This is a genomic window from Iamia sp. (genome assembly GCF_035575815.1).
Taxonomy (GTDB): Bacteria; Actinomycetota; Acidimicrobiia; order Acidimicrobiales; family Iamiaceae; genus Iamia.
In genome coordinates this window covers 1-21,794 of record NZ_DATLXO010000042.1, presented here as the reverse complement: position 1 = coordinate 21,794, position 21,794 = coordinate 1, and the positions used below count along the sequence as shown (strand labels likewise).

31 protein-coding genes and 1 pseudogene are annotated in these 21,794 nt (G+C 70.6%); 3 read left to right on the top strand and 29 right to left on the bottom strand.

Features of this window, described 5'->3' with window-relative positions; all coding sequences use genetic code 11:
- Window positions 1-136: 136 nt before the first annotated feature.
- The 26 genes from VNL12_RS04200 to VNL12_RS04075 all read right to left on the bottom strand — a co-directional run bounded on the left by VNL12_RS04200 (window position 137) and on the right by VNL12_RS04075 (window position 16,301).
- Window positions 137-1,045, bottom strand: a complete 909-nt coding sequence (locus tag VNL12_RS04200; protein ID WP_325591769.1) for a sugar ABC transporter permease — start codon at window positions 1,043-1,045, stop codon at window positions 137-139.
- Window positions 1,045-2,241 carry an ABC transporter ATP-binding protein gene (locus VNL12_RS04195; RefSeq protein ID WP_325591767.1) on the bottom strand — a complete coding sequence of 399 codons (1,197 nt, stop codon included), beginning with the start codon at window positions 2,239-2,241 and terminating at the stop codon, window positions 1,045-1,047. The genes VNL12_RS04200 and VNL12_RS04195 overlap by 1 nt, the downstream gene beginning before the upstream one ends.
- A gap of 251 nt (window positions 2,242-2,492) precedes the next feature.
- Window positions 2,493-3,254 (bottom strand): type I methionyl aminopeptidase, encoded by a 762-nt coding sequence (map, locus tag VNL12_RS04190; RefSeq protein ID WP_325591765.1) that lies wholly within the window; start codon window positions 3,252-3,254, stop codon window positions 2,493-2,495.
- 11 nt (window positions 3,255-3,265) lie between these two features.
- On the bottom strand, window positions 3,266-3,919 hold the full coding sequence (locus VNL12_RS04185; RefSeq protein ID WP_414654845.1) for an adenylate kinase: 654 nt from the start codon (window positions 3,917-3,919) through the stop codon (window positions 3,266-3,268).
- 35 nt (window positions 3,920-3,954) lie between these two features.
- On the bottom strand, window positions 3,955-5,310 hold the full coding sequence (secY, locus tag VNL12_RS04180; protein ID WP_325591761.1) for a preprotein translocase subunit SecY: 1,356 nt from the start codon (window positions 5,308-5,310) through the stop codon (window positions 3,955-3,957).
- 54 nt (window positions 5,311-5,364) lie between these two features.
- Window positions 5,365-5,853, bottom strand: coding sequence for a 50S ribosomal protein L15 (gene rplO, locus VNL12_RS04175; protein ID WP_325591759.1), 489 nt, complete (start codon window positions 5,851-5,853; stop codon window positions 5,365-5,367).
- A complete protein-coding gene (gene rpmD, locus VNL12_RS04170; RefSeq protein ID WP_325591757.1) occupies window positions 5,853-6,038 on the bottom strand; it encodes a 50S ribosomal protein L30 in 186 nt (61 codons plus the stop codon). Before rpmD ends, rplO begins: the two co-directional genes overlap by 1 nt.
- Window positions 6,038-6,601 carry a 30S ribosomal protein S5 gene (gene rpsE, locus VNL12_RS04165; protein WP_414654844.1) on the bottom strand — a complete coding sequence of 188 codons (564 nt, stop codon included), beginning with the start codon at window positions 6,599-6,601 and terminating at the stop codon, window positions 6,038-6,040. Before rpsE ends, rpmD begins: the two co-directional genes overlap by 1 nt.
- Window positions 6,601-6,963, bottom strand: coding sequence for a 50S ribosomal protein L18 (gene rplR / locus VNL12_RS04160; protein WP_325591753.1), 363 nt, complete (start codon window positions 6,961-6,963; stop codon window positions 6,601-6,603). Before rplR ends, rpsE begins: the two co-directional genes overlap by 1 nt.
- An 11-nt stretch (window positions 6,964-6,974) precedes the next feature.
- A complete protein-coding gene (gene rplF, locus VNL12_RS04155; RefSeq protein WP_325591751.1) occupies window positions 6,975-7,511 on the bottom strand; it encodes a 50S ribosomal protein L6 in 537 nt (178 codons plus the stop codon).
- Between the two features lie 8 nt (window positions 7,512-7,519).
- Entirely contained in the window at window positions 7,520-7,924 is a 405-nt protein-coding gene (gene rpsH / locus VNL12_RS04150; RefSeq protein ID WP_325591749.1) for a 30S ribosomal protein S8, read from the bottom strand.
- A 16-nt stretch (window positions 7,925-7,940) separates the two neighbouring features.
- The gene (locus tag VNL12_RS04145; RefSeq protein ID WP_325591747.1) at window positions 7,941-8,126 is read right to left on the bottom strand and encodes a type Z 30S ribosomal protein S14; all 186 of its coding nucleotides are present in this window, start codon (window positions 8,124-8,126) and stop codon (window positions 7,941-7,943) included.
- A gap of 3 nt (window positions 8,127-8,129) precedes the next feature.
- Window positions 8,130-8,714 carry a 50S ribosomal protein L5 gene (gene rplE, locus VNL12_RS04140; protein ID WP_349257795.1) on the bottom strand — a complete coding sequence of 195 codons (585 nt, stop codon included), beginning with the start codon at window positions 8,712-8,714 and terminating at the stop codon, window positions 8,130-8,132.
- 2 nt (window positions 8,715-8,716) lie between these two features.
- A complete protein-coding gene (gene rplX, locus VNL12_RS04135; protein ID WP_349257794.1) occupies window positions 8,717-9,034 on the bottom strand; it encodes a 50S ribosomal protein L24 in 318 nt (105 codons plus the stop codon).
- A gap of 2 nt (window positions 9,035-9,036) precedes the next feature.
- A complete protein-coding gene (rplN, locus tag VNL12_RS04130) occupies window positions 9,037-9,405 on the bottom strand; it encodes a 50S ribosomal protein L14 (RefSeq protein ID WP_325591745.1) in 369 nt (122 codons plus the stop codon).
- 103 nt (window positions 9,406-9,508) lie between these two features.
- Entirely contained in the window at window positions 9,509-9,793 is a 285-nt protein-coding gene (rpsQ, locus tag VNL12_RS04125) for a 30S ribosomal protein S17 (protein WP_325591743.1), read from the bottom strand.
- A complete protein-coding gene (gene rpmC, locus VNL12_RS04120) occupies window positions 9,790-10,017 on the bottom strand; it encodes a 50S ribosomal protein L29 (protein WP_325591741.1) in 228 nt (75 codons plus the stop codon). The genes rpsQ and rpmC overlap by 4 nt, the downstream gene beginning before the upstream one ends.
- Window positions 10,017-10,433, bottom strand: a complete 417-nt coding sequence (gene rplP, locus VNL12_RS04115) for a 50S ribosomal protein L16 (RefSeq protein ID WP_325591739.1) — start codon at window positions 10,431-10,433, stop codon at window positions 10,017-10,019. The genes rpmC and rplP overlap by 1 nt, the downstream gene beginning before the upstream one ends.
- 2 nt (window positions 10,434-10,435) lie before the next feature.
- On the bottom strand, window positions 10,436-11,365 hold the full coding sequence (gene rpsC, locus VNL12_RS04110) for a 30S ribosomal protein S3 (RefSeq protein ID WP_414654843.1): 930 nt from the start codon (window positions 11,363-11,365) through the stop codon (window positions 10,436-10,438).
- Window positions 11,365-12,303 carry a 50S ribosomal protein L22 gene (gene rplV / locus VNL12_RS20800; protein WP_349257793.1) on the bottom strand — a complete coding sequence of 313 codons (939 nt, stop codon included), beginning with the start codon at window positions 12,301-12,303 and terminating at the stop codon, window positions 11,365-11,367. The genes rpsC and rplV overlap by 1 nt, the downstream gene beginning before the upstream one ends.
- Window positions 12,304-12,433: 130 nt before the next feature.
- Window positions 12,434-12,718 (bottom strand): 30S ribosomal protein S19, encoded by a 285-nt coding sequence (gene rpsS / locus VNL12_RS04100; RefSeq protein ID WP_325591737.1) that lies wholly within the window; start codon window positions 12,716-12,718, stop codon window positions 12,434-12,436.
- A gap of 2 nt (window positions 12,719-12,720) precedes the next feature.
- The gene (gene rplB / locus VNL12_RS04095) at window positions 12,721-13,557 is read right to left on the bottom strand and encodes a 50S ribosomal protein L2 (RefSeq protein ID WP_325591735.1); all 837 of its coding nucleotides are present in this window, start codon (window positions 13,555-13,557) and stop codon (window positions 12,721-12,723) included.
- Window positions 13,558-13,571: 14 nt separating this feature from the next.
- A complete protein-coding gene (gene rplW / locus VNL12_RS04090; RefSeq protein ID WP_325591734.1) occupies window positions 13,572-13,862 on the bottom strand; it encodes a 50S ribosomal protein L23 in 291 nt (96 codons plus the stop codon).
- Window positions 13,859-14,503 carry a 50S ribosomal protein L4 gene (gene rplD, locus VNL12_RS04085; RefSeq protein ID WP_325591732.1) on the bottom strand — a complete coding sequence of 215 codons (645 nt, stop codon included), beginning with the start codon at window positions 14,501-14,503 and terminating at the stop codon, window positions 13,859-13,861. Before rplD ends, rplW begins: the two co-directional genes overlap by 4 nt.
- Entirely contained in the window at window positions 14,503-15,156 is a 654-nt protein-coding gene (gene rplC / locus VNL12_RS04080; RefSeq protein WP_325591731.1) for a 50S ribosomal protein L3, read from the bottom strand. The genes rplD and rplC overlap by 1 nt, the downstream gene beginning before the upstream one ends.
- A 425-nt stretch (window positions 15,157-15,581) precedes the next feature.
- Window positions 15,582-16,301, bottom strand: coding sequence for a TetR/AcrR family transcriptional regulator (locus VNL12_RS04075; protein ID WP_325591729.1), 720 nt, complete (start codon window positions 16,299-16,301; stop codon window positions 15,582-15,584).
- A 76-nt stretch (window positions 16,302-16,377) separates the two neighbouring features.
- Here VNL12_RS04075 and VNL12_RS04070 point away from each other — a divergent pair, with 76 nt between their 5' ends.
- The 3 genes from VNL12_RS04070 (at window position 16,378) to VNL12_RS04060 (ending at window position 19,504) form a co-directional block, all read left to right on the top strand.
- On the top strand, window positions 16,378-17,574 hold the full coding sequence (locus VNL12_RS04070) for an alpha/beta fold hydrolase (RefSeq protein WP_325591728.1): 1,197 nt from the start codon (window positions 16,378-16,380) through the stop codon (window positions 17,572-17,574).
- A gap of 125 nt (window positions 17,575-17,699) precedes the next feature.
- Window positions 17,700-17,822, top strand: coding sequence for a hypothetical protein (locus VNL12_RS04065; protein WP_325591727.1), 123 nt, complete (start codon window positions 17,700-17,702; stop codon window positions 17,820-17,822).
- Between the two features lie 134 nt (window positions 17,823-17,956).
- Entirely contained in the window at window positions 17,957-19,504 is a 1,548-nt protein-coding gene (locus tag VNL12_RS04060) for an ATP-dependent DNA ligase (protein WP_325591725.1), read from the top strand.
- Window positions 19,505-19,532: 28 nt separating this feature from the next.
- Here VNL12_RS04060 and VNL12_RS04055 read toward each other — a convergent pair whose 3' ends face one another.
- The 3 genes and pseudogenes from VNL12_RS04055 to VNL12_RS04045 form a co-directional block, all read right to left on the bottom strand.
- Window positions 19,533-20,987 carry an alkaline phosphatase PhoX gene (locus VNL12_RS04055; RefSeq protein WP_325591723.1) on the bottom strand — a complete coding sequence of 485 codons (1,455 nt, stop codon included), beginning with the start codon at window positions 20,985-20,987 and terminating at the stop codon, window positions 19,533-19,535.
- 332 nt (window positions 20,988-21,319) lie between these two features.
- A complete protein-coding gene (gene rpsJ, locus VNL12_RS04050) occupies window positions 21,320-21,643 on the bottom strand; it encodes a 30S ribosomal protein S10 (protein WP_325591721.1) in 324 nt (107 codons plus the stop codon).
- Window positions 21,644-21,653: 10 nt separating this feature from the next.
- Window positions 21,654-21,794 (bottom strand): annotated as a pseudogene (locus VNL12_RS04045) (elongation factor Tu); the annotation flags it as partial.

The window sequence follows — 21,794 nt, the reverse complement described above, 5'->3', positions numbered from 1 at the left end:
GAGGAGGGCCTCGCCCCCGCCGAGGATGCTGGTGGGGTCCGAGATGGCCCGCACCAGTGCGAAGTACACGGGCAGGATCACGACCAGGGCCAGGCCGATGAGCAGGGCGTACCACCCCAGCTGGCGCAGGGGGCTCTCAGTCCCCATAGTGAACCCTCCGCTCGAGGAACAGGAACTGGGCGAGGGTCACCACGAAGGTGACCAGGAACAGCCCGACGGACATGACCGAGCCGTCGCCCAGCCGGTCCGGGGTGCGGTTCTCGAAGATCTTGAACACGATGGTCTCGGTCGCTCCGTTGGGCCCGCCGGCGGGACGGGTGACGGCGTCGATGAGAGCGAAGGCCTGAAAGGCGTTCACCACCAGGATCACGAGCAGGAACAGCAGCACCGGCGAGATGAGCGGCAGGGTCACGCGGAAGAAGCGGCGGAGCGGGCCGTGGCCATCGAGGAGCGACGCCTCGTCGATCTCCTGGGGGATGGCCTGGAGCCCGGCCAGGACGATGATGAACGACAGTCCCAGGTTCTGCCACATGCCGACGATGGCCACGCCGAACATCGCCGTCGAGGGCTGCGAGAGCAGGTCGGGGCTCTTCACCACGCCGATGCTCGGGTTGAGCACGGCGAGGAAGATGAACCCGGCCACCGCCGTCGACGTGGCCACCGTCGAGGTGAAGATGGTCTGGAAGATCTTGATGCCTCGCAGCCGCCGGTTGGCCACCACGGCCAGCACCGTGCCGAACAGCAACCCGGCGGGCACCGTGTAGAGCAGGAACTGGATGCTGTGCCAAATCCCGAGGCGGAACTCCTCGCCGCCCAGCACGTCGCCGTACTGGCCGAAGCCGACGTAGCGCAGGTTGTCGCCGGCGATGTTGTTGCGGTAGAGGCCGCGGAGCACCAGCTGCTCGAAGGGGTAGTAGAAGAAGATCACGAACACGACGATCGACGGGGCCAGGAACAGCAGGGCCAGGCCTGCCTCCTTCCACCGACCGGTGTCGCTGATGCGGGCTCCGGGAGCCGCGGCCAGGGAGCGGCGGGCCACGGCCATCAGCCGACCTCCACCGGGGCGCCTCCGGCGGCGGACTCGGCGTCGAGGCCCACCCGCCAGCCGGTGGCCGCATCGAAGAGGTGCACGCCGCCGGCCTCGACGGCCAGGTCGACCTCGGCGCCGTCGGCCGGCGGGGTGGCGCCGGCGGAGAGCCGGACCACCCAGCGTCCGGGCACCGCGCCCGGCGCCAGCGGGGCGCGGAGGTCGTCGACCTTGCCCCCCAGGAGATCGACGGTGGCGAGGGCCTCGTGGCCGAGCCACTCGACGTGGTGGACGCAGGCCCGCAGGGGCCCGCCCGGGGTGAAGCGGAGGTGCTCGGGGCGGATCCCGACCACCACGTCGGTACCCACCGGGGCGTCGGATTCGGTCAGGAGGCTGGTGCCCACCTCGATGCCCGCCTCGGTGACCACCCCGGCGGCGGTGTTCATCGGCGGCGTGCCGACGAACCCGGCGACGAACACGTTGGCGGGCGCCTGGTAGACCTCACGCGGCGTGCCGACCTGCTGGAGTCGGCCGTCGGCCATGATCGCCACCCGGTCGGCCATGGTCATGGCCTCGACCTGGTCGTGGGTGACGTAGACGATGGTCGTCCGCAGCCGGGCGTGCAGGTCGATCAGCTCGATGCGGGTCTGGGCGCGGAGCTTGGCGTCGAGGTTGGAGAGCGGCTCGTCCATGAGGAACACCGCGGGCCGCGCCACGACGGCCCGGGCCAGCGCCACCCGCTGGCGCTGACCGCCCGAGAGCGCGCCGGGCTTGCGGTCCACGTAGTCGGCGAGACCCAGCATCCGGACGGCCTCGTCGATGCGCTCCTGGCGCTCGGCCTTGGACAGCTTGCGCAGGACGGGCTCGCCGCCGGCTCCGTCGTCGCCGTCGTCGGTGCGGGTCGCCTTCGACAGGAGCGGCGACTCGATGTTCTTGGCCACGGTCATGTGGGGGTACAGGGCGTAGCTCTGGAACACCATGGCCACGTCGCGTCGCGACGGGGGCAGGCCGTTGACGACCTGGTCGCCGATGGAGAGGTCGCCGGCGCTGATCTCCTCCAACCCGGCGACCATCCGCAGGGCGGTGCTCTTGCCACAGCCCGAGGGACCGAGCAGCACCATGAACTCGCCGTCGTTCACGCGGAGATCGAAGCGATCGACCGCCGTGACCTCCCCGTAGCGTTTGCTCACCGCGTCGAACGTCACGCTCGCCATGGCGCGCACCCTACGACAGCAGCCAACGCTCTGGTGGACCACTGGCGACGCCGACATGATCACCGGGTGAACCTGTGGCCCGGCGCAGCCGCTGGGGGTCTGGGGGCGCTGCCCCCAGGAAGCGTGAGCCGATCCGGCTTGCCGGTCGGCGAACCTGGGCGTCGGCGCAGCCGACCCGCTCAGCTCGTCGGAACGGAGCGAGCGCAGCGAGCGAGTGACGACGAAAACCCGCAGCGAGCGAGTGATGTCGACTACACGCGAGTCAGGATCTCGGGGCCGGCGTCGGTGACGGCGATGGTGTGCTCGGCGTGGGCCGCCCAGGTGCCGTCGAGGGTGACGACGGTCCAGTCGTCGTCGAGCACGTCGGTCTCGGGCGTGCCGACGGCGACCATGGGCTCGACGGCGAGGACGTTGCCCGCCCGCAGCCGCGGGCCGCGCCCGGACTCGCCGACGTTGGGCACCGCCGGTGCCTCGTGCATGGCTTGGCCGATGCCGTGGCCGGTGTACCCGTCGACGACGCAGAGGCCCGCGCCCTCGACCACGGTCTGAACGGCGTGGCCGATGTCGCCGAGGTGGCCGCCGGGCACCATCGTCGCGATGGCGGCGTCGAGCGAGCGCTCGGTGACCTTGATCAGACGCTGGGCCCCGGCCGAGATGGTTCCCACCCCGGCCGTGTAGGCAGCGTCACCGTGCCAGCCGTCGACGATGGCGCCGCAGTCGACCGAGATGATGTCACCGTCGGCGAGGACGCGGTCGCCGGGGATGCCGTGCACGACGACCTCGTTCGGCGAGGCGCAGATCACCGCCGGGTACGTGCCGTTCACGCCCAGGAAGTTGGAGGTGGCGCCCCGTCGGCTGAGCACCTGGCGACCGATCCGGTCGAGCTCGGCGGTGGTGATGCCGGGACGCAGAGCGGCACGGGTGCGCTCGTGCATCTCGGCCACGACCCGACCGGCGCGCCGCATGGCGGCGAGCTGGTCGGCCGATCGGCGCGGGATGCCTCCGAGCTTCACCGGGATCCGGATCAGATCCGGCGCGAGGTGCGATCGTCGATGACGGCCAGCACCCGGTCGAAGACCTCGTCAGTGGTGCCGAGGCCGTCAATGGCCTCGAGCAGGCCGAGGCCGGCGTAGTGGTCGACGAGCGGCGCGGTGTCGCTCTCATAGACGGCCAGGCGCCGGGCGACGGCCTCGGGGCGGTCGTCGTCGCGCTGACGGGGCGTGCCGCCGCACTTGGGACAGGTGCCATCGGCGATGGCCGCGTCGTCCGCGCTGTACACGGTGCCGCAGCCGTCGCAGGTGCGTCGGATCGAGATGCGCTCGATGACCACGTCGTTGGGCACGACCAGCTCGAGGACGACATCCAGCGGCGTCGCGGCGGTGATCTCGGCGAGGGCCTCGGCCTGGCCCACGGTGCGCGGGAACCCGTCGAGGATCCAGCCTCGCGCCGCGTCGGGCTCGTGGAGGCGGTCGTCGACGATGCCGACCATGACCTCGTCGGGCACCAGGTCGCCGGCGTCCATGATCTGCTTGGCCCGCTGCCCGAGGGGCGTGCCCTCGCGGACCGCGGCGCGCAGCATGTCGCCGGTGGAGATGTGGGGCACCGCGGCGAGCTCGGCCAGGCGACCGGCCTGGGTGCCCTTCCCCGCGCCCTGGCGACCGAGGATCAACATGCGCACACCCGGGTGCGCGGGTGTCGCCTCGTGCTGAGGGCTCACGTCTTCAAGAAGCCCTCGTAGTTGCGCATCATCAGCTGGCTGTCGATCTGCTTCATGGTCTCGAGGGCGACGCCCACGGCGATGAGGATCGAGGTCCCGAAGAAGCCGAGCTGGAGGCTGCCGGTGCCCTCGAGGGTCTGGCCGAGCACGATGGCGGGCGCCAGGGCGACGAAGGCGATGAAGAGGGCGCCGGGGAGAGTGATCCGGTTGAGGATGCGGCCCAGGTAGCGCTCGGTCTGGATGCCGGGGCGGATGCCGGGGATGAACCCGCCCTGCTTGCGGATCTGATCGGCCTGCTTGTGCGGGTCGAACTGGATGGCGGCGTAGAAGTACGCGAACCCGATGATCAGGAAGAAGTACACCGTGAGGTAGATCGGGCTGGTGCCCCCACGGAAGTGGTCCTCGATGAACTGTCGGGCGGTGAAGGCCCAGTTGCCCCCGCCACCATCGGCGTTGGCCTTGGCCGGCAGCACCGTGCCGATCATCACCGGCAGGTACAGCATCGAGTTGGCGAAGATGATCGGGATGATGCCCGCCGAGTTCACCTTGAGCGGGATGTAGGTGTTCTGGCCGCCGTACTGGCGCCGGCCCACCTGGCGCTTGGCGAACTGCACCGGGATGCGGCGCTGGCCCTGCTCGATGAACACGATGCCGACCATGAGGGCGATGAACATCAGCGCCACCAGGACCATGGCGATCGTGCCGGACTCGGCGTAGACAGCCCCGAAGTTGGCCGGCAGCTGGCTGACGACCGAGGCGAAGATCAGCAGCGACATGCCGTTGCCGATGCCCCGCTGGGTGATGAGCTCGCCCATCCACATGATGAGGGCGGTGCCGGCGGTGAGGCTGACCACCACGATCAGCACCCGGCTCCAGTTGTAGTTGCCGCCGAAGAGGTCGACGTCGCCGAGCGGGTTGCCACCGGCGAAGCCCTGTCCGCCCTCCTTGAACAAGAAGGTGAGGCCGGTGGACTGCATGATGGCGATGGCCACGGTCAGGTACCGGGTCCACTGGGTGATCTTGCGCTGGCCCACCGCTCCCTGCTGCTGCCACTGCTCGAGCTTCGGGATCACCACGGCGAGGATCTGCATGATGATCGACGAGGTGATGTAGGGCATCACGCCCAGGGCGAACACTGCGAACTGGGTGATGGCCCCGCCCGAGAAGAGCCGCAGGAACTCGAGTGCGCCGCTCTGGCCGGCGTTGTCGCGGAGCGTCTGGAGCGTCGAGACGTCGATGCCCGGCGCGGGCACGTGCGAGCCCAGCCGGAACAGCAGGAGCATGAACAGGGTGAAGGCGATCTTGTTGCGGAGATCTTTCACCTTGAACATGTTCTTCATGCTCGAGAGCACGGCGGGTTCCTCTCGGGAGTGCGGTGGCGACCCGGTGACGGGGTCGCGTCGCGGTCAGCGGTTGGTGAGGTGGTTGCCCTTGGCCGGCGGCCGCCGGTCGCCCCAGGGGGCGGGAACGATGGTCACGCTACCGCCCGCGGCGGTGATGGCTGCCTCGGCCGAGGCCGACACGGCGTGGGCCGAGACCTTCACGGGGCGGGTGATCTCGCCCCGTCCGAGGATCTTCACCAGGGCGCCCTTGTGGGCCAGGCCGCGGGCGTGCAAGGAGGTCGGGGTGACCTCGTCGTCGCCGGTGCCCTCGATGGCATCGAGGTTGATGGCCTGGTACTCCACCCGGAAGGGGTTCTTGAAGCCCTTGAGCTTCGGGACCCGCATGTGCAGGGGCATCTGCCCGCCCTCGAAGCCCACGGGCACCTTGCTGCGGGCCTTCTGGCCCTTCATGCCTCGGCCCGCGGTCTTGCCGCCCTTGCCGCCGATGCCGCGCGCCATGCGCTTCTTGCGGGTGTTCGACCCGGGGGGAGGGGTGAGGTCGTGGATCTTCATCAGTCGGTCTCCTCGACGGTGACCATGTGGGGGACCCGTGCGATCATGCCGCGGATCTCCGGACGGTCGGGCAGCACGTTGGAGCGCCCGATGCGGCCCAGGCCGAGGGCGCGGAGGGTACCGCGCTGCTTGGGCTTGGAACCGATGGCGGAACGGGTCTGGGTGACCTTGAGGGCAGCAGCCATCACCTCACCTCGTCGGGCACGTGGGGCCCGCGTTCGGATTCCTTGTACGCCAGGAGCAGGCCCTTGGGAACGAACTCCTCGGCCGAGAGGCCCCGGAGCCGGGCGACCTCATCGGGGCGCTTCAGGCTCTTGAGCCCGTTGATGGTGGCCCGGGCCACGTTGATGTGGTTGGCCGAGCCCAGCGACTTGCACAGCACGTCGTGGATGCCGGCCTCCTCGAGGATGGCGCGGGCGGCGCCGCCGGCGATGACACCGGTGCCGGGGGCGGCGGGCTTCATCATCACGCGGGCTGCGCCCTGGCGCCCGACGATGGGATGGGTGACGGTGGAGCCGGCGAGGGCCACGGAGAACATGTTCTTCTTGGCCTCCTCGGTGCCCTTCTGGATGGCGAGGGGCACCTCCTTGGCCTTGCCGTAGCCGAGGCCGACCCGGCCGGCGCCGTCGCCGATCACGACGAGGGCGGTGAAGGAGAACCGACGACCGCCCTTGACGACCTTGGCGACGCGGTTGATGTCGATCACCCGCGACTCGCGCAGCTGGGCGTCGTTGTTCATGGGAGACATCAGAACTCCAGTCCGGACGAGCGGGCGGCGTCGGCGAGCGCCGCGACCCGGCCGTGGTAGTGGTTGCCGCCGCGGTCGAACACGACCGTGGTGACGCCCGCCCCGGTGGCGCGGGAGGCGAGCAGCTCGCCCACCTTGGTGGCGGCGACGACGTTGCCGCCGTTCTCGGCGCGGAGGTCGGCCTCGAGCGACGAGGCGGCGGCCAGCGTGCGACCCGTCGCGTCGTCGATGACCTGGGCCGAGATGTGCTTGTTGGAGCGGTAGACGGCCAGGCGCGGGCGCTCGGCGGTCCCCCGGACCTTCTTGCGCACCCGTCGGTGACGACGGATGCGGGACTCTCTCTTCTTCTGTGCGCTGTTCATGTGGTTTCCTACTACTTCCCGGTCTTGCCGGCCTTGCGGGCCACGTGCTCTCCGAGGTACCGCACGCCCTTGCCCTTGTAGGGCTCAGGCTTGCGGAGGGCGCGGATGTCGGCGGCCACCTGGCCGACCTGCTCCTTGTCGACGCCCCGCACGACGATGCGGGTGGGGCCGCGCAGCTCGAAGGCGATGCCGTCGGGGGCGTCGACCTTCACCGGGTGGCTGTAGCCGAGCGAGAGGTCGAGCGTCGACCCCTGGAGCGCGGCGCGGTAGCCGGTGCCGATGATCTCGAGCTCCTTGGTGAACTCCTGGCTGACGCCGACGACCATGTTGTTGACGAGCGAGCGGACCAGGCCGTGCATGGCCCGGGTCTGGCGCTCCTCGTCGGGGCGCTCGACCAACAGGGTGTCGCCGTTCTGGCGGAGGGTGACGGTGCCGGGGATGCTGCGGACGAGGGACCCCTTGGGGCCCTTCACCGTGACGGTGCGCCCGTCGATGGCGATGTCGACGCCGGAGGGGACGGGGATCGGGCTCTTGCCGATGCGGGACATGGGTCAGATCACCACACGAAGCAGAGGACCTCGCCGCCCACGTTGCGCTTGCGCGCTTCGCGGTCGGTGAGCAGCCCCTGGCTGGTCGAGACGACGGCCACGCCGAGCCCCCCGAGGACTCGGGGGATCTCCTTGGCCTTGCGGTAGACCCGCAGGCCCGGCTTCGACACCCGCTGGATGCCGGAGATGGTGCGGAGCCGTTCGGGCGAGTAGCGCATCGCGATGTGCAGGGTCGCACCCGGGCGGTCGGTGTTCTCCTCGATGCGGAAGGCGTCGATGTAGCCCTCCTTCTTGAGGACCGCCGCGAGGGCTTCCTTCTGCTTGGAGCTCGGCATGCGGACCTCATCGTGCATCGCCACGTTGGCGTTGCGGATGCGGGTCAGCATGTCTGCGATGGGATCGGTCATCGTCACTTGGTCTGCACCTCCCTCACCAGCTGGCCTTGGTCACGCCGGGGATCTCGCCGGCGTGAACCATCTCACGCAGGCAGACCCGGCAGAGCTTGAACTTGCGGTACACCGAATGGGGACGGCCGCACCTCTGGCACCGGGTGTAGCCCCGCACCTTGAACTTGGGCGTCTTGTTCGCCTTGTTGATGAGCGCCTTCTTGGCCATTAGTTACTGCCCCTCACGCTTGAACGGGAAGCCGAAGGCGGTGAGCAGGGCCCTGCCTTCGCCATTGGTACGGGCCGTGGTCACGATGGTGATGTCCATGCCCCGGGTGGAGTCGATCTTGTCGTAGTCGACCTCTGGGAAGATGAGCTGTTCGGTCACGCCGAACGTGTAGTTGCCGTTGCCGTCGAACGACCTCGGGTCGAGCCCTCGGAAGTCGCGGATGCGCGGGATCGCCAGGCTGACGAGCCGGTCGAAGAACTCCCACATGCGATCACCCCGGAGGGTGACCTTGGCACCGATGGCGTTGCCCTCGCGGAGCTTGAAGCCGGCGATCGACTTCTTCGCCTTGGTGACCACCGGCTTCTGCCCGGTGATGACGGAGAGGTCGGCGACCGCGCCGTCGAGCAGTGAGGGCTGGCCGACGGCATCGCCGACGCCCATGTTCACCACGATCTTGGTGAACCGGGGCACCTGCATGACGTTGGGCAGCTCGAGCTGGTCCTTCAGCTGCGCCCGGATCGTCTCGTCGTAGCGACGCTTGAGGCGGGGCACCTCTGAGGTGTCGGTGGACATGGTGTCGGTGGACATCATCAGATCTCCGCTCCGGTCCGTCGGCAGACTCGGATCTTGGAACCGTCCTCGAGCACCTTGTAGCCGACCTTGGTGGGCTTGCCGTCGCTCGGGCTGAGCACGGCGACGTTGGGGACCGGGATGGGCATGTCCTTGTCGATGATGCCGCCCTGGCTCGTGGCCGAGCGGGCCTTCTGGTGCTTCTTGGCGACGTTGATCCCGTCGACGATCACCTTGTTGTCACGGGGCAGGACGCGCATGACCAGGCCCTCCTTGCCCCGGTCCTTGCCGGTGAGCACGCGCACGCGGTCACCCTTCTTGATCTTTATTCCGCTCATGGCTAGAGCACCTCCGGGGCGAGGGAGACGATGCGCATGAACTTCTTGTCGCGCAGCTCACGTCCGACCGGACCGAAGATCCGGGTGCCACGGGGCTGCTGCTGGTCGTTGATGAGCACCGCCGCGTTCTCGTCGAAGCGGATGTAGGAGCCGTCCGGGCGACGCTTCTCCTTCTTCACCCGCACGACCACGCACCTGACGACGTCGCCCTTGCGGACCGCAGCGCCGGGGATGGCGTCCTTGACGGTGGCGACGATGATGTCGCCGATCGAGGCGTAGCGGCGCTTGGAGCCGCCGAGCACCTTGATGCAGAGGATCTCCTTGGCGCCACTGTTGTCCGCGATCCGGAGTCGGCTTTCCTGCTGAATCATCGCGACGAACCCCCCTCGCCTGCGGCGCCAAGAGATGCCGTGCTTGCCGGGAGCCTTCGGCTCGTGCTGTTGTCCGCGATCCGGAGTCGTGATTCTTGCTGGATCATCGAGCTTGCTCCAGGACTTCGAGGAGGCGCCAGCGCTTCAGCTTGGACAGTGGCCGCGTCTCCGCCACGCGCACGCGGTCGCCGACCTTCAGGTCGTTGGTCTCGTCGTGGGTGTAGAGCTTGGTGCTGCGCTTCACGGTCTTGCCGTACAGCCGGTGGCGGTACTGGGAGGTGACGGTCACGATCGCCGTCTTCTCCATGGAGGCCGATGTCACCACGCCCTCGCGCACCTTCCGGGGGTTGGGGCGCTCGGTGGTGTCGGCGGTGGGGTCTGGGCTCATCGGCGGCTCTCCTCGCTCTGGGCCTCGGCCGCCGCGATCTCGCGGTGGCGCAGCTCGGTCATGATGCGGGCGACCTGGCGTCGCGCGGTGCGGATCGCCGCGCCGTTCTCGAGCTGCCCGGTGGCCCGCCGGAAGCGCAGGTTGAACAGCTCCTCACGGGTCTCGGCCAGCTTCTGGTCGAGCTCGCCGTCGGAGAGGTCGGGGAGGACATCGCTCGACGCCATCAGAACTCCACCTCCCGGGGGACGAGCTTGCACTTGATCGGGAGCTTCTGGATCGCCCGCTCGATGGCCTCGCGGGCCACGACGGGATCGCTGTAGGACAGCTCGAAGAGGATGCGTCCCGGCTTGACCACCGCAACCCAGCGCTCGGGATTGCCCTTGCCCGAGCCCATGCGGGTCTCGGCCGGCTTCTCGGTGACGGGCTTGTCGGGGAAGACGTTGATCCACACCTTCCCGCCCCGCTTGATGTGTCGGGTCATGGCGATGCGGGCCGCCTCGATCTGGCGGGCGGTGATCCACCCGGGCTCGAGGGCCTGGATGCCGTAGTCGCCGAAGGTGACGGCGGTGCCGCCCTTGGCCGGGCCGCCGGTGCGGCCGCGGTGGGTCTTGCGGTGCTTGACCTTGCGAGGCATCAACATGATCAATCAGCTTCCCCGGGGCGGAAGTGGGGGGCCTCGTGGTGCTCGCGGACCGAGCGCTCGATCGCTTCCTCTTCCTCGAGGAGCTTCTCGAACTCCGGATCGGCCTCGGCGACGAGCGGCTTGGGCTCATCACCGTCGGGAGCCGGAGGGGCGGCCTCGGGATCGGGGCCGCCTTCGGGCGGCGCCGGGCGGCGGCCCTTGGAGGACACGACAGGACGCGGGGCACCGCCGGGCCCGGAGGTCTCGCCGACGGCCATGGCGGCCTCCTTGGCGATCTTGTCCTCGCTGGCGGCCTTGTAGGGCAGGATGTCGCCCTTGTAGATCCAGACCTTCACGCCGATGCGACCGGCGGTGGTCTTGGCCTCACGGAAGCCGTAGTCGATGTCGGCGCGGAGGGTGTGCAGCGGCACGCGGCCCTCGCGGTACCACTCGGTGCGGCTCATCTCCGAACCCCCGAGGCGACCCGAACACTGCACCCGGATGCCGAGGGCGCCCGCCTTCTGCGCGTTCTGCACGGCCCGCTTCATGGCCCGACGGAACGCCACGCGCCCGGCGAGCTGGTCGGCGACGCCCTGGGCGATGAGCGCGGCGTCGAGCTCGGGCTGCTTGATCTCCTGGATGTTGAGCTGGACCCGGTTGTTGCCGGTGATCTTGGTGAGGCTGGCGCGCAGCTCGTCGGCCTGGGCGCCGCGGCGTCCGATGACGATGCCGGGGCGCGCCGTGTGCACGTCGACCCGGACGCGGTCGCGCGTCCTCTCGACCTCGATGCGGCTGATGGCGGCGTGGGGCAACGTCGACATGATCATGTCGCGGACCTTCCAGTCCTCGATCACGAGATCGGCGTACTCCGCCCGACCGGCGAACCAGCGCGACTTCCAGTCGGTGGTGACGCCGAGGCGGAACCCGTAGGGGTTGACCTTCTGGCCCATTACTCGGTCTCCTCGTCGGATTCAGGGTCGCTCGCGTCGGCGGAGCCGACCCCGTCAGGGTGGCGGGCGGGGTCGGAGGACGTGTCCTGCTCGTCCTCGCCACCGGCGGGCACGAAGCCCGCCTCCTCGGCGGCCTCGGGCGTGGAGAACCACACCTCGGCCTTGGTCTGGTCGTACCAGCGGCTGTCGGGCACGTGGAACTTCTTGGAGTCCTCATTGCCCTTGATCGGGAAGCCCTCGGGAGCCGTCTCGCCCTCGTCGTCGACGGGGAGGTGGGCGTCCGCGTAGGGCGCCTCGCCGTTGGCCTCGGTGTCGGCGGCCTCCGCCTCGATGTCCGCGGTCTCGATGTCGACGGCCTCCGCCTCGACGGCCTCCGCCTCGACGTCCGCGGCCTCGGTGTCGACGCTCTGGCGCGAGCCCGCGCTGTCGACGGCCTCCTCCATGGGAACCTCGGCCTGCTTCGAACGGGCGACACGGGCCCGGCGATCGGCCGCGGGCGTCCGGCGACGGCCACCGCGGCCGCCCTCGGTGGTGAGCCCGCGCTGGTTCTTCTCGCGCCAGCGGCGCAGCTCGTCGTCACCCATGCGCCCCACGATCACCGTGATGTGGCAGGTCCGCTTGCGGATGCGGGTGGCCCGGCCGCGGGCCCTCGGCCGCCAGCGCTTGAGGGTCGGGCCCTCATCGGCGTAGCAGGCCACGACCTTCAGCGTCTCGGGCTCCTGGCTGTCGTTGTTGGCCGCGTTGGCGACCGCCGAGGCCAACGCCTTGCGGACGATGCGGGCGACGTCGCGGTCGGTGAAGGCGAGCACCTGGTCGGCGTCGACCACGTGGCGGTCGCGGATGAGGTCGAGGACCTCTCGGGCCTTGTAGGCCGAGACTCGCACGTAGCGGACCTGGGCCCGGGTCCCCGGGCGCTCGTTGGTCTTCGTGCCTGTCATCGAAGCGCCTCCCTCACGTCGATCGCGGAGCCACAGGCGGTGGAGCCGGCACTTCGATGACCGTCGGCTGCTCCGCAAGCTCCGCAGCCGGTGGACCAGCCGTGCTTGTTGGTTCCCTCGCTGCGCTCGGTCATCGACGGCCTCGCACGGACTTCTCCTGGCCGGCGTGGTACCGGAAGGTGCGCGTGGGAGCGAACTCGCCCAGCTTGTGGCCGACCATCGACTCGGTGATGTACACGGGGACGTGCTTGCGCCCGTCGTGCACGGCCACGGTGTGACCCACCATGTCGGGGATGATCGTGGAACGGCGGGACCAGGTCTTGATGACCTTCTTCTCGCCCTTCTCGTTGAGGCCGTCGACCTTGGCCAACAGGTGGCCGTCGACGAACGGGCCCTTCTTCAGGGAACGGGGCATGACTACCTCCGCGAGCCGCGGGTGCGGCGTCGCCGGACGATGAGCTTCTGGGACGGCTTGTTGGTGTCGCGGGTGCGACCTTCGGGCTTGCCCCACGGCGAGACGGGGTGACGCCCGCCGGAGGTCTTGCCCTCGCCACCACCGTGGGGGTGGTCGACGGGGTTCATGGCCACGCCACGGGTCTGTGGGCGAACGCCCTTCCACCGGTTGCGGCCGGCCTTGCCCACCTTGACCAGCTCGGCCTCGGCGTTGCCGACCAGCCCGACGGTGGCCCGGCAGTCGATCGGCACCCGACGCATCTCGGTGCTGGGCAGGCGCACGGTGGCGAACTCACCCTCCTTGGCGACGAGCTGGACGCTCGAGCCCGCGCTGCGAGCCATGCGGCCGCCGCCTCCGGGCTTGAGCTCGATGTTGTGGAGCGTCGTGCCGACCGGGATGTAGCGCATCGCCATGGCGTTGCCGGGTCGGATCTCGGCCCCTTGGCCGGACTGCACCATGTCGCCGACCTTCACGTCGCGAGGGGCGAGGATGTAGCTCTTGGCTCCGTCGACGTAGTGCAGCAGCAAGATGCGGGAGTTGCGGTTCGGGTCGTACTCGACCGCGGCGACCCTGGCCGGCACGCCGTCCTTGACCCGCCGGAAGTCGATCTGGCGGTACTGGCGCTTGTGACCCCCACCCTTGTGGCGGGCGGTCTTGTGGCCGCCGTTGTTGCGACCACCGGTCTTGGGCTTGGGCCCGACCAGTGACTTCTCGGGCGTGGTCTTGGTGATCTCCGAGAAGTCCGAGACGGTCTGGAACCGGCGGCCGGCGGAGGTGGGCTTGCGCTTGCGGAGAGCCATCAGAGCAGCACCTCTCAGTTCTCGAACAGGTCGATGGAGTCACCCGCGGCGAGGGTGACGATCGCCCGCTTGGTGGCGGATCGGGAGCCGGTCTTGCCGGTGCGGCGGTTGCGCACCTTCTTGCCCGGGCGGTTCAAGGTGTTCACCTTGAGGACCTTGACGTCGAAGATCGACTGCACGGCGTCACCGATCTCGGGCTTGGAGGCCGTCGGGTGCACGATGAAGGTGTACTGGTTGGACTCGAGCAGGGCGTAGGACTTCTCGCTCACGACCGGCTTGAGGATCACCTGGCGGGGATCCTTCATCGCTCCTCCTCCGTCGCGCCGCCCCGCGACAGCGGGGTGTCGGTGGGGACGGTGCCGGGCGTGAAGACGACCCAGTCCGAGACCAAGACGTCGTACGCGTTGAGCTCACCGGCGGCGAGGATGTGCACGTTGGTGAGGTTGCGGAAGCTCTTCCACACCGCCTGGTCGTCGTTGCGGAGCACGAGGAGCACCTTGCCGGTGATCTTCAGGTCCGCGAGGGCGGCCACCGCGAGGGCCGTCTTGGGCGCGTCCCAACCGAAGTCGACGACCTTGACCTTGTCGTCCGCGGCCCGGTCCGAGAGGGCCGAGCGCAGGGCCAGGCGCACCATCTTCTTGGGCGTGCGCTGGGCGTAGCTGCGGGGCTTCGGGCCGAGGGCCACGCCGCCGCCGTTCCACTGCGGGGAGCGGATCGAGCCCTGGCGGGCGCGGCCGGTGCCCTTCTGTTTCCACGGCTTGGCACCACCGCCGGCGACCTCGGAGCGGGTCTTGGTGGACTGCGTGCCGGACCGGCGGGCGGCCAGCTGGGCGGTGACGACCTGGTGCAGCACGGCCCCGTTGGGCGTGATGGCGAACACGGCGTCGTCGAGGTCGGTGGTGGTGGTCTTCTCGCCCGCTGCGTCGAGCACGTCGATGGTGGGCATCAGGCCCCCTTCCCAGCGGGCGCCTTGGCGGCGTTGCGGACGAGGACGAGCCCACCCTTGGGGCCGGGGACGGCGCCCTTGATGAGCAGCAGGTTCCGCTCGCTGTCGGTGCGCACGACCTCGAGGTTCAAGGTGGTGACCTTCTCGCCGCCGGTGCGGCCCGGCATGCGCTGGCCCTTGAAGACACGGGACGGCGTCGCGCAGGCACCGATGGCCCCGGGCGCACGGTGAACCTTGTGGGCGCCGTGGCTGGCCCGCTGGCCGGCGAAGCCGTGGCGCTTCATGACGCCGGCGAAGCCCTTGCCCTTGCTGACGGCGGTGACGTCGATGAGACCGCCCTCGATGAGGATGTCGACGCCGAGCTCCTGGCCCACCGAGTACTCCGACACGTCGTCGAGGCGCAGCTCGACGAGGCGGGGACCGGGCTCCACGTCGACGGTGGCGAACTGGCCGGCGACGGGCTTGGTCATCTTCGAGGCCTTCTTCCGACCGAAGGTGACCTGCAGGGCGCGGTAGCCGTCGCGCTCGGGGGTCTTGATGCTCACCACGCGGACCGGCTCGACCTGCAGGACGGTCACCGGGACGACCTTGCGGTCCTCGTCCCAGATCTGCGTCATGCCGAGCTTGGACCCGACGATCGCTTTGGTTGCCATGTGTCTCTCTTCTCGCGGAGGAACGGGGGTCCGTTCACGCGGACGCTCCGCTCGGGCGGGCCCGGCGGAGCGTGTCTCGGTTGTGCCACGGGGTTCCCGACCGGTGGGTCGGGCGCCCGTGGACGTCGGTTCGTCGGCCGGGGACCGACCGGTCCGGAGACCGGGGTCAGCTCCCCTGCACGAATAGGAGACCCTACCGGGCAGGGGCGGGGCGGTCCAAGCCGCCGGTCCTCACGGTCCGGCGCTCGTCCACCCCGGGTCGCTCGCCGCGCAACCGGGCGAGGGCCCAGGCCACGGTGAGGGGGTAGCCGGAGCCCACCGGGCGAGGCACAGGGCCCGAAGAATCGACCCAGTCGAGTCCTCGGAGCCCCTGTGGAGAGCGACCCTTACGCGCATGTGCGTGCTCCTCGTTGGTCTGCCCGACGTCACTGTGCTCGCCATCGACGACCAACCTGGTCCCGATCGAGGTCATGATCGAGTCCGGTCCCGAGGTCGGCGTGGTGCTCGTCATTGGCCAGCCGGCTCTCCTGGTGTGGCCCCACGGCCTGAGGTCCGTCGAGTCCCAAAGTCCGTGCGAGCTGCGCCGCCCACCACCGCAGCTGGGCATCCGAGTCGGTGACGGCCCGGCCCTCGAAGCCGGCGCTGCGGCGGAACGCGCTGCCGTAGACGGCCTCGGTGGCCACCGCCTGGTGGAAGGCGGCGACCGCGAGGCGCGTGTCGTCGAGCGCGGTCCCCGCCGGCCGACGCCCGTGCAGGGCCCGGACGAGCAGGTCGAGCATGCCGCTGCCCCGGTCACGCCACCCGGCGCCGTGCAGGCCGATGGCCAGCTCGCCGTATCCTTCGGCGTAGAGAGCGGCCAGCGACCCGACGAGCTGCTCGAGGTCGGCTCCGTCCTCCAGCCACGACGCCACCACCTCGTCCACGGCGGCCCGGACCCGGCGCCCCCCGTGACGCAGCAGCGCGCGCAGAAGCCCGTCCCGGTTCCCGAAGTGGTGCGCCACGCCGGCATCGGTCATCCCCACCCGGGCGGCAACGGCTCGCACCTGCACGGCGGCGACACCTCCCTCGGCGAGCAGGGACGCGGCCGCATCGAGGATCTCGCCACGAGCCTCCTCGACACTGCGGCGGGTGCGGGCGGCGGTCACGGAGCGAGCCTACCTTGACCGACCAAGGTCAGGATCCTAGAGTCACCTTGACCACTCAAGGTAAGGCGCGCAGACCGTGGGGGACACCGAGCTCGCCATCGACCGAGGCGACGTCGTCCTCCGGGGCGCGGCGACGGGTCGGGGGCCCACGGTCCTGCTCCTCCACGCCGGCGGTGAGCGCCGCCAGGTCTGGGACCCCGTGGCGTCGGTGCTCCGCCACCACGGCCTCCGCGCCGTGGCCTTCGACCTGCGCGGCCATGGCGAGACCGGCGGCCCGCCCGGCGACCTCCCCAGGCTCGCCGCCGACGTCACCGCCATGATCGCCGGCCTGGACCGGCCGGTGGCGGTCGTCGGCGCATCGCTGGGCGGCCTGGCGGCCATGGCCGCCCTCGCCGATCCACCGACGGCGCACCACATCAGCGGGCTTGTGCTCGTCGACGTCGTCCCCGATTCCGACCCCGTGCGCACGCGGGCCTGGCTCGCCCGGCACGGGCTCGACGCGGGGCGGCACGCCGTGGTCGACGACATTCTCGGCCGAGGACCGGCGCTGCGGGCCACCGTCGCCGCGACCGACGTGCCCATCCTGCTCGTCCGAGGCGGGACGGGCTCACCCCTCACCGACCGCGACGCGTTGCGCCTGCTCGCCGCGAACCCACGGGTCCACGTCAGCTCCACCCCCGGCGCCGGCCACCTGGTGGCCCGCGACGAACCTCTCCAACTGGCGGCGATCATCGCCGAGTGCGCCGCCCGATGGGCCGCCCTCGCGCTCCAGCGGTCCCTCGGCGCCGCGAGCCTCGCTCACCCGGGGGGCATGCTGCTCGCCCACGTGGAGCGCGTCCATGCGCTGACCGCAGCGTGGGACGCGCCGCCGCCGACCCAGTTGGCCGCGCTGTGCCACGCCACCTACGGCACCGACGGGTTCCCGCACGCCCTCCTGCCGCCGACGCGGCGAGAGCGGCTCGCAGAGGTCATCGGCGACGAGGCCGAGGCCATCGTCTACGCCTACGGCGCCTGCGACCGGGCCCACACCTACGCCCACCTCGGCCGCGACCCACTGCCGCTCCACGACCGCTTCACCGGGGAGGTCACCCCCCTGACGGGCCCGGACCTGGCGGCGCACGCCCTCCTCACCATCGCCAACGAGCTCGACGTCGCCCGCCATGCCTCGCTCCCGGCCGGCACCACCCGGCAGCTCCGCGCGCTCGTCGAGGGCCTCGCACCCCACGCCCCGGGGGCGGCTGCCGTCGCCCTACACGACCCCGTTCTCACATGACCCGACCGCGGTGTCCCTTCGGCGAAACCCTCGGGGACCCCCACACCCCGCTCAGTCCGAAGCGCCGTCTTGAGCGGCATTCGGTCGTCATGGTGAAACCTGCGTGGACCATCGGTCCCGCTCGGATGAGCGAGGTCTTCTGGCATCCGGGACCGCCCGCCCTCTTCCCGAACGCATTGGTCCACGCGCCCGGCGAGCTCGCGGTGCGGGGCGTGTTCATCGAGGCCGACTCACTGGTGAGCGGGTGATCGGGGACGCCCCACTCGACCGCGACGACATCACCGTCCTGCTGACCGAGCTGGGTGCGGAGCTCGACGGACGCGGAGTCAGGGGCGACCCACCAGCGGTTCGCTGAGGGCTCGCGGTGCGGGAGACTTCTAGCGTGAGGGAGCCGACGTTGCTGGCGCAGGTGGTGGCGACGTCGGGGATGGTCGCCGCCACGTCGTCGCGGACGGCCAAGCGGGACGCGCTGGCCGACCTCCTCTTCCGCCTGGGAGCGGACGAGGTGGCGGTGACCGTCGGCTTCCTGGTGGGCGAGCCCCGGCAGGGCCGCATCGGCGTCGGCTGGCGGACCCTGGCTGCCGCGGAGGTCCCCCCGGCCGACGACCCGAGCCTCACCGTGGTCGAGGTCGACCGGACCCTCACCGCCCTGGCCGCGCTGGCCGGATCCGGCTCGGCCGGCCGGCGGCGCGAGCTCTTGTCCGAGCTGCTGGGCCGGGCGACGGAGGGCGAGGCCCACTTCCTCGTGCGGCTGCTCACCGGCGAGCTGCGCCAGGGCGCCCTCGCCGGGGTCATGGCCGACGCCGTGGCCCGGGCCGCCGCCGTGCCGGCGCCGACGGTCCGACGAGCCGCCATGCTCGGCGGCGACCTGCCGACCATCGCCCACCTGGCCCTCACCGCGGGGGCCGAGGGACTGGCCGCCGTCGGCCTGGAGGTGGGGCGCCCGGTGCAGCCCATGCTGGCCTCGACGGCCGAGTCGGTCGGCGAGGCGGTCGCCGGCGTGGGCCACGCGGTCGTGGACTGGAAGCTGGACGGCATCCGCATCCAGGCCCACCGCGACGGTGAGGCGGTCCTGGTCGTGACCCGTAACCTCAACGACATCACCGATCGCCTGCCCGAGGTGGTGGCCATCGTCCGCTCGCTCGCGGCCGAGCGGTTGGTGCTCGACGGCGAGGCCCTGCTGGTCGACGAGGCCGACCGCCCGTTGCTGTTCCAGGACACGGCCAGCCGGGTCAGCACCGATACCGCGCGGACCGACGCCGTGCGGCCCTATTTCTTCGACCTCCTCCACCGTGACGGCCAGGACCTGATCGATGCTCCCCTCGCCGAGCGCCGAGCCGCGCTCGACGAGGTCGCCGGGCCGTGGCGGGTGCCAGGGACGGTGACCGACGACGGCGAGGCGGCCGAGGCCGTGCTGGCCGCCGCCCTGGCCGCCGGGCACGAGGGCGTGGTCGTGAAGGCGGCGGCGTCGCCCTACGAGGCCGGCCGGCGGGGCAAGGCGTGGCGCAAGGTCAAGCCGGTGCACACCTTCGACCTGGTGGTGCTGGCGGCGGAGTGGGGCCACGGCCGTCGCACCGGGTGGCTCTCGAACCTCCACCTCGGCGCCCGCGCCGAGGACGGGAACGGGTTCGTCATGGTCGGCAAGACGTTCAAGGGACTCACCGACGAGCTCTTGCGCTGGCAGACCGAGGCGCTGTTGGCGCGGGCCGTGGACGAGGAGCGGTGGGAGGGCCGGCCCCGCACCGGCGTGGTCCACGTGCGGCCCGAGCTGGTGGTCGAGGTCGCCCTCGATGGCGTGCAACGCTCCACCCGCTACGCCGGAGGCATCGCCCTCCGCTTCGCGAGGGTCCTCGCCTACCGCCCCGACAAAAACCCCGCGCAAGCCGACTCCATCGAGGCCCTGAGAGACACGAGCCGCGATCTTTCGTAGGGCGGGCTGTCAGGGTCGCGGAAAACCCTCAGAGGGCGCCGTCCTCGAACGGGCCCCAGATGGCGAAGGTCTTGCCCAGGTTCCCGCCCCCGCCGCTCCTGGTGTCGCCCTGGATGTTGGCGAACAAGGTGTTGGCGTCGGGGCTGAAGGTCGCTCCGCACCACTCACGCCCGGTCTCCAGCTCCTGGGCGAAGTCGAAGATGCGGCCGTTGCGGGTCAAGCCCCGCATGAACAGGGTCTCGCCGTCGCCGTCCTCGCACAGCAGCACGCCGCCCCGGGGCGACACGGTGATGTTGTCGGGGTTGTCGAGAACAGCCTCCGATGGCGACTCGAAGATCAGGCGCAGGATGCCGTTCGGCCCCGCCGGGCGGTACTCCCAGACCTGGCCCTCACCGGCCTCACCCCCGCTCGTGGACGCGAAGAAGATGGAACCGTTGCCGGGCCAGACCCCCTCGAGGCGGGTGAAGACCGCCGCCCCCTCGGCCAGGCCCTGGCGGAACACCGCCGAGGAGTCGATCTCGGCGGCCGCCGGGTCGGGATCATCGATGTCGACCCACACCACCGGCAGGCCCCGGTTGATGGTCTGGCCGACGGTCGTGTTGTAGTTGGGCCGGTTGCGCACGGCGAGCACCTGGAGCCGGCCGGCGGTCATGTCACCGGGCGTGTCCGGGATGAAGCGGTAGAAGCCGGAACCCACCCGGTCGCCGGTGGCCGGGTCGTCGCGCCCCTCCACGAAGCTGCGGTCCTCGGTCTCGTAGACGATCCCGGTGGCGGGGTCGACGGCCACGGCCTCGTGGACGAACCGGCCCATGGCCTTCAGCGGCACCGGGGTGATCTCATCCTCGGCCGAGCCGGGCACCTCGAAGTTGTAGCCGTGGTCCTTGGTCCACCCCTGGGTCTCGCCGGCGGTGGTCTCCTCGCTGGTGATCCAAGAACCCCATGGGGTGAGGCCACCGGCACAGTTGACGATGGTGCCCTGGAGGCTGACGAAGTCGCGCACCAGCTCGGCGCTGCCGTCGGCGTTGGTCTTGACCTCGAGCGACGTGGTGCCGCCGGGGCCCAGAGGATCGTAGGCCGGCGAGGCCGGGTCACCGTCGAGCGGGCTCACACCGGGACGATCACGGTCCTCATGGTTGCGGATCAGTCGCACGTTGCCGTTGGGCAGGGCGAGCGCTCCCATGCCGTCATGGGCCTTGGGGGTGAGGTTGCCGTCGGACATGCGGTCGCCCTCGAAGCCGAAGCCGAGGTAGGAGAACCCGGCCGGCAGCGCCAGGCGCGAGACGCCGTCGCGCTGGTCCGGCGTGGGCGAGAGCGGTCCGTAACCACCCTGGCGGGCGTCGGCGCGCTGGGGGGGACGGCCCCTGGCCGCAGACGCCGCCAGAGCGGAGAACGGGTTGACGGCGGCGACGGCACCCCCGGCGGCGACTGCTCCGCCGAGGAAGAGCCGACGGGACAACTGGCTGGACGGTTCGGTCGTGCTCATGGACGTCTCTCCTGATCGCGGTCCGGCCCAACCTAGGTAGCCAGCATTTCGGGTCGGTGAGGTCGCGCTGGCCTTGAGGTGAACTGTGCGCCAAGGTCGCACGGCGCGCGTCGGACGCCGCGGGGTCGGCGGAGGCGCCGGGCGCGCCGTTGGCCAGGCCGGCGACGGTCCGCCATCGACCCGCGGCGCGAAGAGGCTGTCGCGTGAGCGATGGCTAGGAGTGCGCGGCCGATCCAGCTTGCCGATCGACGGTGCCGAGGCTCAACCCGTCCGCCGACGCTCCGCTGGGGTGGCGGGGCGGGGTCGGCGGACGTGAGCGAGTGACGGCGAAGCTACGCGGTCTGGATCTTGATCTCGATGTCGACGCCGGCGGGGAGCTCCAGGCGCTGCAGGGAGTCGACCGTCTTGGGCGAGGGCTCGAGGATGTCGAGGAGGCGCTTGTGGATGCGCATCTCGAAGTGCTCCCGCGAGTCCTTGTACTTGTGGGGCGACCGGATCACCGTGTAGCGGTGCTTCTCGGTGGGGAGGGGCACGGGGCCCCGCACCGTCGCTTGGGTGCGCAGCACCGTCTCGACGATCTTGCGGGTGGACTGGTCGATGATCTCGTGGTCGTACGCCTTGAGGCGGATGCGGATCTTCTGCTTGGGGTCGGCCATGGTCAGCTCTCTACTTGATGATCTTGGTGACGCGGCCGGCGCCGACGGTGCGACCACCCTCACGGATGGCGAAGCGCAGACCCTCATCCATCGCGATCGGGTTGATCAGCTCGACGTGGATCGTCGTGTTGTCCCCCGGCATCGCCATCTC

Bases quoted from the DNA above. Each gene is read 5' to 3' on its own strand.
- rpmC (WP_325591741.1), bottom strand. From the start codon at position 10,017: ATGGCGTCGAGCGATGTCCTCCCCGACCTCTCCGACGGCGAGCTCGAC.
- rpsS (WP_325591737.1), bottom strand. From the start codon at position 12,718: ATGCCCCGTTCCCTGAAGAAGGGCCCGTTCGTCGACGGCCACCTGTTG.
- rplN (WP_325591745.1), bottom strand. From the start codon at position 9,405: ATGATTCAGCAGGAAAGCCGACTCCGGATCGCGGACAACAGTGGCGCC.
- rpsQ (WP_325591743.1), bottom strand. From the start codon at position 9,793: ATGAGCCCAGACCCCACCGCCGACACCACCGAGCGCCCCAACCCCCGG.
- rplO (WP_325591759.1), bottom strand. From the start codon at position 5,853: ATGAAGATCCACGACCTCACCCCTCCCCCCGGGTCGAACACCCGCAAG.
- VNL12_RS04145 (WP_325591747.1), bottom strand. From the start codon at position 8,126: ATGGCCAAGAAGGCGCTCATCAACAAGGCGAACAAGACGCCCAAGTTC.
- rpsC (WP_414654843.1), bottom strand. From the start codon at position 11,365: ATGGGCCAGAAGGTCAACCCCTACGGGTTCCGCCTCGGCGTCACCACC.
- VNL12_RS04055 (WP_325591723.1), bottom strand. From the start codon at position 20,987: ATGAGCACGACCGAACCGTCCAGCCAGTTGTCCCGTCGGCTCTTCCTC.
- rpsE (WP_414654844.1), bottom strand. From the start codon at position 6,601: ATGTCTCCCATGAACAACGACGCCCAGCTGCGCGAGTCGCGGGTGATC.
- rplV (WP_349257793.1), bottom strand. From the start codon at position 12,303: ATGACAGGCACGAAGACCAACGAGCGCCCGGGGACCCGGGCCCAGGTC.
- rplW (WP_325591734.1), bottom strand. From the start codon at position 13,862: ATGAAGGATCCCCGCCAGGTGATCCTCAAGCCGGTCGTGAGCGAGAAG.
- rplE (WP_349257795.1), bottom strand. From the start codon at position 8,714: ATGTCCACCGACACCATGTCCACCGACACCTCAGAGGTGCCCCGCCTC.
- rplF (WP_325591751.1), bottom strand. From the start codon at position 7,511: ATGTCCCGCATCGGCAAGAGCCCGATCCCCGTCCCCTCCGGCGTCGAC.
- rplD (WP_325591732.1), bottom strand. From the start codon at position 14,503: ATGCCCACCATCGACGTGCTCGACGCAGCGGGCGAGAAGACCACCACC.
- rpmD (WP_325591757.1), bottom strand. From the start codon at position 6,038: ATGGCTGCTGCCCTCAAGGTCACCCAGACCCGTTCCGCCATCGGTTCC.
- rplC (WP_325591731.1), bottom strand. From the start codon at position 15,156: ATGGCAACCAAAGCGATCGTCGGGTCCAAGCTCGGCATGACGCAGATC.
- rplX (WP_349257794.1), bottom strand. From the start codon at position 9,034: ATGAGCGGAATAAAGATCAAGAAGGGTGACCGCGTGCGCGTGCTCACC.
- rplP (WP_325591739.1), bottom strand. From the start codon at position 10,433: ATGTTGATGCCTCGCAAGGTCAAGCACCGCAAGACCCACCGCGGCCGC.
- VNL12_RS04195 (WP_325591767.1), bottom strand. From the start codon at position 2,241: ATGGCGAGCGTGACGTTCGACGCGGTGAGCAAACGCTACGGGGAGGTC.
- rplB (WP_325591735.1), bottom strand. From the start codon at position 13,557: ATGGCTCTCCGCAAGCGCAAGCCCACCTCCGCCGGCCGCCGGTTCCAG.
- VNL12_RS04200 (WP_325591769.1), bottom strand. From the start codon at position 1,045: ATGGCCGTGGCCCGCCGCTCCCTGGCCGCGGCTCCCGGAGCCCGCATC.
- rpsJ (WP_325591721.1), bottom strand. From the start codon at position 21,643: ATGGCCGACCCCAAGCAGAAGATCCGCATCCGCCTCAAGGCGTACGAC.
- VNL12_RS04065 (WP_325591727.1), top strand. From the start codon at position 17,700: ATGAGCGAGGTCTTCTGGCATCCGGGACCGCCCGCCCTCTTCCCGAAC.
- rplR (WP_325591753.1), bottom strand. From the start codon at position 6,963: ATGAACAGCGCACAGAAGAAGAGAGAGTCCCGCATCCGTCGTCACCGA.